This window comes from Salipiger sp. HF18, from assembly GCF_011806505.1.
Taxonomy (GTDB): domain Bacteria; phylum Pseudomonadota; class Alphaproteobacteria; order Rhodobacterales; family Rhodobacteraceae; genus Salipiger; species Salipiger thiooxidans.
The window spans coordinates 1-11,999 of record NZ_JAATOS010000103.1 but is presented as its reverse complement, the minus strand read 5'-3'; the positions used below and the strand labels follow the sequence as shown (position 1 = coordinate 11,999).

The 11,999-nt window shown below is 71.7% G+C and carries 6 protein-coding genes and 2 pseudogenes; 4 read left to right on the top strand and 4 right to left on the bottom strand.

Annotated elements, in window-relative coordinates; all coding sequences use genetic code 11:
• The 4 genes and pseudogenes from HC022_RS11240 to HC022_RS11225 all read left to right on the top strand — a co-directional run.
• A pseudogene (locus HC022_RS11240) lies at positions 1–292 on the top strand (AIR synthase-related protein); the annotation flags it as partial.
• Complete coding sequence (locus HC022_RS11235) at positions 285–572, top strand: MSMEG_0570 family nitrogen starvation response protein (RefSeq protein WP_008884998.1); 288 nt, start codon at positions 285–287, stop codon at positions 570–572. The pseudogene HC022_RS11240 and the gene HC022_RS11235, both read left to right, overlap by 8 nt.
• Positions 573–583: 11 nt before the next feature.
• The gene (locus HC022_RS11230) at positions 584–1,867 is read left to right on the top strand and encodes an MSMEG_0569 family flavin-dependent oxidoreductase (protein WP_167452486.1); all 1,284 of its coding nucleotides are present in this window, start codon (positions 584–586) and stop codon (positions 1,865–1,867) included.
• The gene (locus HC022_RS11225; RefSeq protein ID WP_167452485.1) at positions 1,860–2,669 is read left to right on the top strand and encodes a Pnap_2097 family protein; all 810 of its coding nucleotides are present in this window, start codon (positions 1,860–1,862) and stop codon (positions 2,667–2,669) included. The genes HC022_RS11230 and HC022_RS11225 overlap by 8 nt, the downstream gene beginning before the upstream one ends.
• Positions 2,670–2,672: 3 nt before the next feature.
• Here the strand turns inward: HC022_RS11225 and HC022_RS11220 are convergent, their stop codons facing one another.
• The 4 genes and pseudogenes from HC022_RS11220 to HC022_RS11205 all read right to left on the bottom strand — a co-directional run.
• Positions 2,673–2,978 (bottom strand): hypothetical protein, encoded by a 306-nt coding sequence (locus HC022_RS11220; protein ID WP_167452484.1) that lies wholly within the window; start codon positions 2,976–2,978, stop codon positions 2,673–2,675.
• Positions 2,979–2,989: 11 nt separating this feature from the next.
• Entirely contained in the window at positions 2,990–6,226 is a 3,237-nt protein-coding gene (locus HC022_RS11215; RefSeq protein WP_167452483.1) for a DUF6519 domain-containing protein, read from the bottom strand.
• A gap of 29 nt (positions 6,227–6,255) precedes the next feature.
• On the bottom strand, positions 6,256–8,532 hold the full coding sequence (locus HC022_RS11210; protein ID WP_167452482.1) for a hypothetical protein: 2,277 nt from the start codon (positions 8,530–8,532) through the stop codon (positions 6,256–6,258).
• Positions 8,533–11,999, bottom strand: a pseudogene (locus HC022_RS11205) (hypothetical protein); the annotation flags it as partial.

Sequence of the window (11,999 nt, the reverse complement as noted above, 5' to 3'; positions counted from 1 at the left end):
GGAATGCTCGGGCGTGGGCATCGACCTCGACACCACCGCCATCACTCCACCGCCCGGCGTCCCGCTCGACCGCTGGCTGCGCAGCTTCCCGAGCTTCGGCTTCCTGCTTTCGGTGGCACCCGGAGATGCCGGCGCCGTCTGCCAGCGGTTCGCCCATCGCGGCATCAAGGCCACCACCATCGGTGCCGTCACCCCCGGCAGCGCCGTCCGTCTGGGCGACGAGAGCGGCAGCGCGCTGTTCTGGGACCACGCCACCCACCCCTATCTCGATCTCGGAGGCCACCATGCCTGAAACCTACTGGACCGTCCGCTGGCCCGACGGCGCCGAAGAGCGGCTCTACTCCCCCTCCTCGGTGGTCGCCGAGCTTTTCGAGCCCGGCCGAAGCTACCCCGTCGACGACTTCCTGACCCGCGCCCGCATCGCCATGGAGCGCGCCTCGAACCGGGTCGCCGCCAAGTACGGCTTCGCCTGCAGCTCGGCCATGGCGCAGCTCGACAGCATCGAGACGCGCATCGCCGGGCTCGAAGGCCGGGACGGCGCCGAAATTACCTGCCTGGACATTTCGCAATGAGGACCGAGCCCATGAAGGACACCCACACCCCGCATATCCCCGTCGTCATCGTGGGCGGCGGACAGGCCGGCCTCTCGACCGCGTGGTGCCTGAAGCAGAAGGGCATCGAAAGCACCGTCTTCGAGCGCCACGACGCCTTCCACTCCTGGCGCCGCAACCGATGGGACAGCTTCTGCCTCGTGACGCCGAACTGGCAGTGCCGCCTGCCCGATTTCCACTACGCGCGCGACTACGGCGGCACCGATCCCGATGGCTTCATGCTGAGGGACGAGATCACCGCCTATCTCGACGCTTTCGCCGAGAAGACCCGCCCGGACCTCCGCGAACACGTCACCGTCACCCGCGTGGCGCCGCGCGCGGAGGGTGGTTTCGACGTCGAGACCTCGGCGGGCGACTGGACCTGCGACCAGGTGGTCATCGCTACCGGCGGCTACGACATGCCGATCGAGCCGGCCTATGCGCAGAAGCTCGACCCCGAGATCTTCCAGATGCACTCGGTCGATTACCGCAACGTCGACCAGTTCCCCGAGGGCGGCGTGCTGATCGTTGGCACCGGGCAGTCGGGCGTGCAGCTGATGGAAGATTTCACCCGTGCCGGGCGCGACGTTCACCTCGCCGTGGGTCCCGCCCCGCGCAGTCCGCGCAAGTACCGCGGACGCGACGCGACCGACTGGCTCTACGACGCCGGGCACTATGCCGTCACCATCGCCGAGCACCCCGACCCGGTGAAGGCGCAGACCCAGACCAACCACTACATGTCCGGCCGCGACGGCGGCAAGGAGATCGACCTGCGCCGCTTCCACCTCGAGCATGGAGTAGAGCTTTACGGCTCGCTCGCCGACATGGACGGCACAGAGGTGCGCTTCCTGCCCGACCTCGGCAAGAACCTCGACGACGCCGACCGCTCCTACGTCGGCATCCGCACCCAGATCGACGCCTATATCGCCCGCGAGGGCATCGACGCGCCCGAGGAGCCGCCTTTCGTCAAGCTCTGGTCGCCGGAGCAGGAGCGCACCCGCATCGACCTAGCCGAGGCGGGCATCACCTCGGTGCTCTGGGCCATCGGCTTCCGCCCGGACTATCGCTGGATCGAGGCCGATGTCTTCGACGCGCGCGGCAAGCCGGTCTTCGACCGCGGCGTCACCGCCCACGAAGGACTGCATTTCATCGGGCTCGGCTGGCTGAACACCTGGGGCTCGGGGCGCTTCCTTGGCATCGAGGAAGACAGCCGCCACCTCGCCGACCAGATCGAAGCGCAGCTCGGCGCCGCCGCGACGCAGGTGTGCGATGCTTGACGCGCAGACCAGCGCCGCGGCGGCCACGACGCGCGTCGCGCGGCAGATACTCGGGATGCAGCAGCTCGGGCCGCACGGGCTTTCCGAACAGTGGCTTCTGGGCTTCTGCGGCGACCTGCACTGGGGGCTGATCGCGGGCGCACTCGGGCAGGAGAGCCTGCGCTTCCGCACCGCCGACGGCCGCCCGCTCTACGCCGCTTTCTGCGCCACCCGGCTCGAGCTCGCGCCCACCGGCCCGCTGCTTGGCGAAGCGCTCGAGATCCGCTCCGATCTTGCCGCCGCCGGAGCGTCGCGGCTCGGCTCGCGGCACCGGTTCCTGCACCGGGGCCGCGAGATCGGCGCGCTGCGGATGCTCTCGACCTTCGTGGCGCATGACGAGACCGGCTCGAACCGCCGGATCGTGCGCGCCCGGCCCGCCCGCAACTGCGCGCTGCCGATGGCAGAGCCGGACCTCATGGCGCTCGACGCCCGCGCCCGCGACACCTCCCGCGCGCTGCGGGGCCGGACCGTGCCCCTTGCCGGGGCACAGCGGATCGAGCCGTGCCACGGCCTCGACTTCAACGCGGTGGGGCTGCTCTACTTCCCAAGCTTCACCCGCCTTATCGAGACCGCCGCCCGCAGCACGGCACCGATCCGGGTGCGCGAGCTTGTCTACCTCGGCAATCTCGACGCCGGCGCCGCGGTCCACGTCCTGCGCGCGGGCCGCGAAACGCTCGTCGCCCGCGACGACGGCAGCCTCATCGCCCGGGCGGTCGAGGCGCGTGCCTCCGCGTCCCGGCCCGACCAGCCAGCCCCTGCGTAGACCTCAGTCCTTCCCGCCCTTCACGGGCTCCCCGCCACCGCCCGAGCGGCGGACAAGATCAAGGTCGGTGGGGCGCTGCAACTCCTTCAGCTCGCGTTCGCGCGCCGCGATCTCCTTGTCGAAGCGCGCGATGGCCGCCTCGCGGTCGCGCCGGAGCCGGCGGATGCTGCCGGTGAGCAGCGCCGCCCGCTCCTCGCGCAGGTTCTGCACCTGTTTCGCGGTGTCGGGGGTCGCGCCCTTGTCGATGAACTCCTTGCGCAGCGTCCCGATCCGCTTGAGCTGTTCCGCAATCGCGTCTTCCAGTGCCATGTCACGCTCCGTCACACGAGGATGAAGTTGTTCTGCCCGTCCGGTGCCGGGGCGAAGGGCGCGTAGCCCAGCGTTCCGCCGGAGGTCACGTTGTCCGCAAAGGGCCCGCGCATCCCGTTGAAGTTGAACGAGAAGAAGCCGCGGTTGGTGGCCTTCACCTGATTGCCCGTCACGGTGCAGCCACGCCCGACGAGATCCACCGTCGCGCGGTTGTCGCTGTTGTCGCCCGCCACGTGCAGGCAGTAGTTGTCAGAAAAGAACACCCGCTCGAACCGCGCGTTGATCTGGTCCGCCAGCGGCAGGTCCAAAAGCTGCACCAGCGCGCCGGCGCCGTTCCCGGAGAAATTGTTGCCGAGGATCTGAACGGGATAGCCGAAGACCAGCCGCTCCCCCGGGCCGAAGACGAAACGCACCTCGAGCAGGCCGCGCATCAGCAGCGCGCGGTCCTCGCGGGTGACATCGCGCGAGAACGGGTCGGCGTAGGTCACGAGGTTGCCCTCGACCCGCGCCTGCAGGATCAGGTCGCCCCAGATGCCCCAGGCCTCGTTGGGCGGGTTCGCCCCGTCCGGCGCGACGCCGGTGTCCAGCACCTCGTTGCCCTGCACGTGCCACTCGCCGAAGATCCCGAAGGCCCCGAGGGCGACGGCGCGCGGCGCCTCGATCCCGGCATTGGCGACACGGTTGCCGGTGAACTCCGTCCGTCCGAGGGTAAGCGCCGCGACCGCGCCCAGTGCGGTGCAGCCGGTCAGGCGGTTGTCCGACACCGTGGGCCGCAGGTCGTTGAAGAGCAGCACGCCCGCCCCGGCCCGCGACACGTCGTTGCCGGCGATGCGCGTCTCGCGGCCCGCATTGCCGCCAAGGGCGACGAAGCTGCCCTCGATGCGGTTGTCCGAGACCGTCGCCTGCGGGGTGTCGAGCGTGAGGATGCCGAAGACCGGCACGCCCTCGACCGCGAGAAGCGTGTTGCCCGTTATGCTCGGCGAGACCGCCCGCAGCGTGACGATGCCGTGCATGCGACCGTCGAGCTGGTTGTCCGAGACCCGGATGTCGGCCACCGCGCTGCCGGTCTCGCCGTCGTAGCCCAGCAGGATGCCGAAGGCGGGCAGCTCGAGCGCGCGCGGAGCGCTCAGGATGTTGCCGTTGACGAGGCAGCCCGAGCCCACGACCCGGATGCCCACCCCGTTCGAGGCGGCGACCATCACGACATTGCCGCGCACGATGCCGTATTCCGCCGCCATGTCGATGCCGAGCGCCGCCTGGTCGCCCTGCCCCGAGCCCGCGCCGGTGAGGATCAGGTTGTCGGTGACCGAGGTGCCGCGCGCGACGGACACCGGCGCGCCGAAGGGGTTGCGGCTGACCACGATGCCCAGATGCGCGCCCGAGACCGTGTTGCCGTCGATCATCGCGGGCTCGATCACGTCGCCGACCCAGATGCCGACATCCGCCGTGTCCGCCGCCTGCGCCGCGCCGAAGCTCAGGACGTTGCCGCGGATGATCGGGCGCGGCGAGTAGTCCTGCACCACGATGCCGAAGTTGGTACGGGCGATCTGGTTCTCGAGCAGCGTGAGCCGGGTGGCGAAGGTGGCAAGGATGCCGACGCCACCACCGATGTCGGTGAAGCCCTCGATCCTGCAATCCGCGATGGTGACGTCCTGCGCGCCCTGCACCTCGACGATGCCGACAAGCTGCTGGATCGGCGCGCGGCCCACGAAGTCGAGCATGTCGATGCGCACCGCGGCGCTGCCCGTGTCGATGCGCAGAAGCGGAGCCGCGCCGCGCAGGATGGCGCCGGGGCTCTCGCCGTGCATGTGGACGTTGGCGCGGGCGATGGTGATGGTGTCCGGCACGGTGTGCTGCCCGGCCTTGATGCAGACGCATCCCCCCTGCGGCGGCAGCGAGTCGATGGCGGCCTGGATGCTCTCTCCGGGATGCACGACGACGGTGCAGCAGCCCTCGTCCGAGGTCTCTTCGACGGGGCGGCAGTTGCTGACCACCGGGTTCGGACCGCCGAGATCGCTGGCGGCGGCAAGCTGCACGTAGTGGCGCTTGATGCCGTCGGGCGGCGCGTCGGTCAGTTCGAGGATCTCGGCGGTGGCGGTGCGCGCCCAGAAGGTCCAGTAGTCGCCGCGCCGGAAGGTGCCGCCGGCGGGCTCGACCGAGAATTCGATCTCGATGCCCACGCCCACGTCGTCGATGGGAATGGGCCCCGGCCCGGTGAGGATCAGCCCCTCGGGGTCGAGCGTGTTGGTGGCGCCGGTCTGGTCCCATTTCTGGATCCGGGTGTGCCGCGCCTCGAGATCGTCGGGGTTGGCACCGAAGGCCCGCGTCCCGATCTGCGGGATCGCGCTTTCGAGCAGGATCGTGCCCGCCGCCTCGTCGATGCCCGCGACCCGCGCCATCTCGCCGGGCTCGTCCATCCACTCGCGGTGGTCGTCGGTAACGGTGACCCAGTCGCCCGGGCTGAAGCGCAGCACCGGGTCGCGTCCGATGCGGTCGACGGTAAGCTCGGTCTGGCCGCCGTTGTCGGCCATCAGCCGCACCGGCGAGACGATGGAGCCGTTGTCGCGCGACCACTTGAACCGCGCGGTGCCGAGCGGACCGGCCTCGTGCACCTCGACCCGGTAGAAGCGGTTCTCGGTGGCGCGGTAGCCGGTGCCCGGGGGCAGGATGCAGGGATCGTCCGGGGCGGGCACCGCGACGGCGCGGGTGGTCAGCCGTCCGGCCGAGGGCGGCGGGGCCACGTCGAGACCGCATTCGGCGGCCTGCCCGCCCTCGACATGCAGGCGGAAGTTGGTGCGCAGCCGGGTCGTGGTGTCGACCCCGCCGAGCGCCGGGTCGAGCAGCGGCGCCTCGACCCAGGTGAGCTCCTCCTCCCAGAGCTCGAGGTAGACCGCCGCATCGCCCACCGGCAGGTCGGGCGGCTCGGGATAGAAAGGCTGGCCGGTGTAGGTGACCGTCTCGCCCTCGAAGATCTCGGCCATCTTGCCGTCGACGTAGACCCGCCCCGGTGACAGCGCGAGATCGGGCTGCGGGCCGGGCACGAGGCTCACCTCGAAGGCGCCGGGGCTCACGTGCAGCGAATAGCCGGGGTTGCCCAGCGCATCGAGCGAAAGCTTCTCGATGCGGGTCTTGAGGATGTCGACCATCTCGTTGAAATCGGCGTCCAGCAGCACGCGCCCCTGCTGCATCCGCAGCGCCGCGTAGCGCCGGAGCTCTTCGAATGTGTCGCGCGAATAATCTCCGCTCATCACGTCGTCCTTTCAAATGCGCGGGCTGCTCAGGTCACGTAGATGATCCCGGGATCCAGTCCGAACGGCAGGTATTCTTCCAGTCTCGTCCGCAGGTTGTCGGCGCGCTGCGGCTGTTTCAGATGGCACCAGACGCCCATTTCCGAGCCATCCTCGGCACCGGTCGCGATCTCCTTCGCACCCAGCAGCGCCAGTTGCAGGTAGGCGGGGTCGCCGTAATCCTCGGAGGTGTATTCGGGCCGCACCCGGGCCCGGACCCGCGCGCGGATGGCGTCGCGCCCGGCCTCGGTCAGCGGGCCCGCAGCGCCGATGCGGGCGATCTCTGCGCGCTCGGCAAGGCCCGGCTGGCAGCGGTAGCGGCGCGGCGTCCCGGAGCCCGGCGTGACGTAGGAAAAGCGCACGCAGCCGGTCTGGCGGCGCTCGACGGTGACCACGCCGTCGAAAATCGTCTCGGTGGCAAGGTCGATCTGCCGGGCGTTCACATCCCCGCGGAGGGTGCAGCGCTCGAGGTGCAGCGCAGGGCCGGAAGCAGCGGCCGAGGGGCCGAGCCCGCGGATCGCCTGCGCCCCCTGCCCGTCGATGGCACAGTCGAGCGCGAAGATGCCCTCGGCGCTCTCCGGCACCCGGATCTGGCCGGTGATCGAGAACGCCATCTCGACCCTGAGCTCGGTGTTGGCCGGATCGCCGTTCAGCACCGCCGAGGCCCGCACCGACGGGATCACCGGCCCCGCAGGCGCGGGCGGCGCGTCCGGGTCGGGCTCTGCAATCGAACCGCCGGGCACCAGCGTGGTGTGGATCAGCCGCAGCCGCCCGAGCGAGCCGGGGATGTCCACCGCGCCCTCGATCAGCAGCCCGCCGAGGGTAAGGGTGAAGTCGGGGTTCGCCCCCTGCACCCGGAGGCGCGAAGCGAGGCGGATGTGCGGCCGCACCCCGTCCGCCGCCTCGATGGCAAGGAACCGCCCCTGCGCGCCGGCGATCTGGATGGTGGGGTTCTCGTCGTAGCTGCGGTTGTCCTCGATCCGGATGATCGTGTCGGGGCGGCCGGCAGCCACCCACCCGGCCAGCGCATCGCCGAGGCTCGCGAAGCTGTCGCCATCGCCCGAGGCGTTCACCCGTAGCCGCCGGGCGGGTACATCATCCGAGATCAGCCACGCGGTGCGCCGGTAGGTGCCGCCGCCCAGCTCGCCCGGGACGCCCTGGAAGCGCCAGACCTCGACGCGTTCCGCCGGTACCCGGTTCGCACCCAGCGTCATGCGGCCACGCACCACGTCGATGGCCACCTGGTTCGCCAGCGGCTGGGCCCATGTCTCGAGGTTGCGGCAGCGGATGTCGTCGGGCGGCACCTCGGCGCCGTCCACCACCACGAAGAGGCTCGCATCCGGCGCGGGCGGCAGCGCCCCCATGCCCGCGGGCGCCCCGTAGAAGGCGGTGAAGCCCGGACGCGGCAGCGGGAGCGCGAAATAGGCGGACAGGTCGTCGAAGAACTTCGCCGGACGGATCGCCTGCGGCACGTGCAGCTCGGTCGCGAGCCCGGTCTCGTCGCCCTCGCGCCGCAGCTTCGAGAACAGCGGCGCGTCGTTGCCGAGCACCGACAGGTGGTAGCGGAAGTCGCCCGCCCCACCGAGCCGCCGGGCGGTGATCTGCGGCAGCTCGAGCGAGCGCAGCCGCCAGAGGTAGAAGCCGATGTTGGGGATGTTCTCCCCCCCCCCGAACTGCGAGGGCGGGCGCACGTCCACGGTGCGGCAGGTGGTGTCGAAGGCGGTCTCGATCCGGTCCATGACCTCGACCGAGCGCAGGTCCGGCGTCGCCAGCGCGTGCATCCGCAGCCGGTTGCGCACCCATTGCGACCAGACCTGCCGCTCGAAGAACTCCACCGCGTGGGCGGCCCAGCCGGTGACGTCGCGGGCCAGCTCCTCGAGCATCGGCAGGGTCGACTTGCGGCGGCGGTAGTAGACGGTCTTGAGCGTGTCGGTGCGGCTGCGCAACCCGGTGGTGGTGACGAAGGACGGCCCCTCCAGATCCTCGAACAGCGCCTCGGCGGTGGCCGCGTCCTGCACCCGGTTGTCGCCCGCCAGCAGCGTCGTGCCCACCAGCGCGCCCACGTAGGGGATCGCCCACGGCTCGCAGGTTTCGACAAAGGCATTGCGGCCGAGCTGCTCGATATCGGCCTCGAGCGCGTCGGCCTGTTCCTCGGCAATGTCGAGCAGCGCGCGCAGGGGATAGCCCTGGTCGGCGTCGCGCTCGCGCAGGATCGATGGAAGCAGGTTCCAGAGCTTGTGATCGGCGGCCTGGCTGTATGCGGGCATCTACAGGGCCTCCACGACGGTCAGTTGCAGGTCCGTCGCCGGATCGGCGATGTAGGCCTGCTCGGCGGGCAGCACCGGCGGCGGCGGGCCGGGAGCAAAGGCGGCGGACTGGTAGCGGTCGATCCGGGCCGGGTCCTGCGGCGTGGGCCTGGCGCGGAACAGGCGGATGTGGGGCTGCACCGGTGCTGCGGTCACGGCGCGGAGCTTGCGCTCGGCGGGCGTCAGGTCGGCGTGATCGGCGAGGTGCAGCAGGTCGATGTCCACCGCCAGCACGCCGGGCACGGATTGCAGCAGCGCATGGGCGTTCGAAAGGTGCACCGGCCGGCCGATGCCCACGGTGCCGAAATCGAAGGCCTCGAGCACGGCGCGGCGCGCGGCCTCGGCCACGTCCTCGGACCGATAGGCGGGATCGCGCAGCAGCCTGGCGTGCAGCGCGACGGGGATGCGGACCATGTTGGCAAGCACCAGCGGCCGGTTGGGATCGCGGCTCGCGGTCAGCATCCCGTGCAGCAGCACCAGCGTCTCGGGCGGCAGCGCGGCGCCGCCGGGGCCCGCGACGGTCAGGTGCGCGGTGCGCTGCATCCGCATCCAGACCCAGGCCTCGTCGGCCCTGGCGGCGAGCCCCGAGGCCAGCGCCAGCGCCGCGAAGTCCCGCAGAGAGACAATCCGGCCAAAGGTGCGCATCCCGTCGGGCGCGGCGGTGCGTGCGTCCTCGGCGGTCTCGCCCGGGGCACCGCCGGAGGCCGCCAACGGGTTGGTGACACCGCGCAGCCCCACTGGTTTCTCGAGCGCGACCGTGAGCTGCCCGGCGGCGAGGTTCCCCGCGAGCCCCGCCCCGAGGCGCCGCGTCAGGCGAACGTTCAGCGCCCCGGTCGGGAACCGCGCCCCCGCCCGCAGTCCGTCGCCGCCGCGCACCCGGGGCTCGGCGTCCGCCGGCAGGCGCAGGGTAAAGGCCCGTTCCTTTGCGCTGCGGCCGTAGAGATGCGGGACCTCCTGCCAGAGCACCCCGTCGACGCGCAGCTCGACCTGCGGTTTGGGGCGGACCTCGGTCGCCTGCGGCAGGTGGGTGATCTCGCCGGGCGGCACGCGGAAGGACTGGAACGGCACCGCCGCGTCGCCGCCGCCCAGCGCCTCCGCGCGGCGGGTCTCGCCGTGGCTCGCCTCGGCCACGTTGCCCATCAGGGTGACCTGCGCCGCGGTCCCGGGCAGCGGCGGCGCGATGCCCACGGCCAGGTGATCGGGGCTGCGCCCGAAGGCCGAGGGCACGGCAAAGCGCTGCACCACCTCGGCCCGGTGCTGGCGGATGCCGTCCGACAGGATGATCTTGCGCCCCTTGGCGAGCGGCCCGAGACCGCCCGCGTCGTCGGGGTCTTCGCCCGGCTCCAGCGGCAGCGACAGCCAGCCGCCCGACGTGCGGTCGGGGTAGTCGTAGTCGCGGAAGGCGATATCGGTGCCGCCGATCTCGTAGAGCCGCGCCTCGCGGCGGTCGCCGATGCCGCCCCAGCCCTCGCCATGCCGGACCCACGTCGGCAGGCCGGTGGAGAGCACCGCGGTGGCCAGCGTGCCGTCGGCAAACCGGGCCGCGACATGAAGCTGCGAGGCCGAGGCGGCGAGCGACGGGTCCGAGCCCAGCGTGCCGCCCTGATCGGTCCAGCCGGACCACGTCTCGGCGGAGCGGTAGAGATGGGCGAGCCGGCCGTCGCGGGTGCGGACCGCGCAGAGCGCCCAGTCCGGGCCGCCGCCGATGGCCGCCGGGTCGCCCGCCGGGTCTCCGCCGATGTCCCGGGGCGGCTGCCAGCCGCCCGAGGCCTGCCGGAAGTGCAGCACGCGGCCCGCCTTGCCGCGGGCGAAGACGTCGTAGCGCCCGGCCCCGGTGGCCGTGGCGGCGGGCGTCCCTGCGATGGCACCGCCCAGGCTCCCCCACCCGGACCAGTCCGCGCCGTCATGCTCGCGCCACCAGAGCGCGTCGTCGATGCCGCGGGCGAAGACGGCGATGCGGATGCCGTCCGGGGTGACCGCGGCAGGGTCCGAGGCGAGGAGGCCGCCCAGCGGCTGCGGCAGTGCCGGGCCGCCGGTGACGTCGAACATCCAGAGCCCCGCCTCGGCGCCGCGCACGAAGACCCGCACCTGGGCACCGGCGAGCGCCACCGCCACCGGGGGCGACGTCAGCAGCCCGCCGAGATCCTGCCAGTTCAGCGCGTTCGAGACCGAGGTGTAGGACAGCCCGCCCCGCCGGTTGCGCGCAAAGAGGAAGAGGTCGCCCGGAGGGGCCGCGCCCACCACGTCCGAGGACAGCGCCGGCAGGACCGCCGCGAGCGGGAAAAGGCTCTGCGGGCCCGGGTCCGCGACCGCGAGGGCGGGCGTGCCGCCGCCCTCGCGCATCAGGATGAACGGGTTGCTGCCGACCTGCGGCACCAGCGCGGGCCGGCCAAGGATGGTGCGGCGGACCCGGATCCGGGTCACGGTGTCGGTCATCGCGGGCGGCGTGTCGCCCACCGGGCTCGTCGGCAGCTGCACCGGCCCCTCGGTCACCTCGATCACGCGGGCAGTGCGCAGGCGCGGCTCGTCACTCGCGGTGCCGGGCCCCGCGTCGAGCAGCAGGTGGGCGCCGGGCTCGAGGTCGTCCACCTTGGCGGAGAGCGGGTAGAGCTGCGCCGAGGACGGGACATGCACGTCGATGGGCCGCGACCGCCAGCGGTTCTGGGGCGCCTCGGAGCTGTCGGGATTGTAGGCGGTATAGCTGTCGGGCGAGTTGTGGCCGAAGAACAGCAGCCGGCGGAGAACCGGTGCGGCGCGCATGAAGATCGTGTCGAGATCTGCCGCCTGCACCGGCGGCGACCAGTTCAGGTAGCTGCCGCGCGGCCCGGTCTCGGTGGCGCCGGCCTCCTTCACCTCGATGAGACGGTCGCCGAAGATGGCGAAGCGGTCGCCCGGGGCCGGCCCGCCGGGGGCGGCCAGTGGCGCGCGGCTGCGGGCCTCGGCGAAGGCGTTGAACCGCAGGAACGGCGCCATCACCGGCACCGCGTTCAGCCGCCCCGCCCCGCGGATTTCCTCGAGCGTCTCGAAGATCTGCGCGGTCTCGTCCGGACCCGGCACGCTCATCACCCTGAGCCCCTGCCACAGCCGCGTGGTCTTGCCGGGCTCGATCTCGAAGGCCAGCGCCGTGGTGGCCGAAAGCGCCGGGCGCGGAATGTAGCCCACCAGCGCCGTCAGCTGCTCGACCGAGGCCTTGTGCAGCGCCTGCCGCAGGTACATCTCGTTGCCGATGCGCTCGTTGTAGAAGGTCAGCACGTCGCCCATCGCGGCCACGAGCTCGAGCAGGGTGATCGCGTGGTCGTCGCTCTCGCGGGTCAACAGGCCCGCAAGCTCGGGCTGGCGGTGGATCTGGTCGAGCATCGCCTTGCGGAAGGTGCCGAAGGTGCCAATGCGATAGGAGATCTGCGCAAGCCCGGGACGGTTGAAGATCA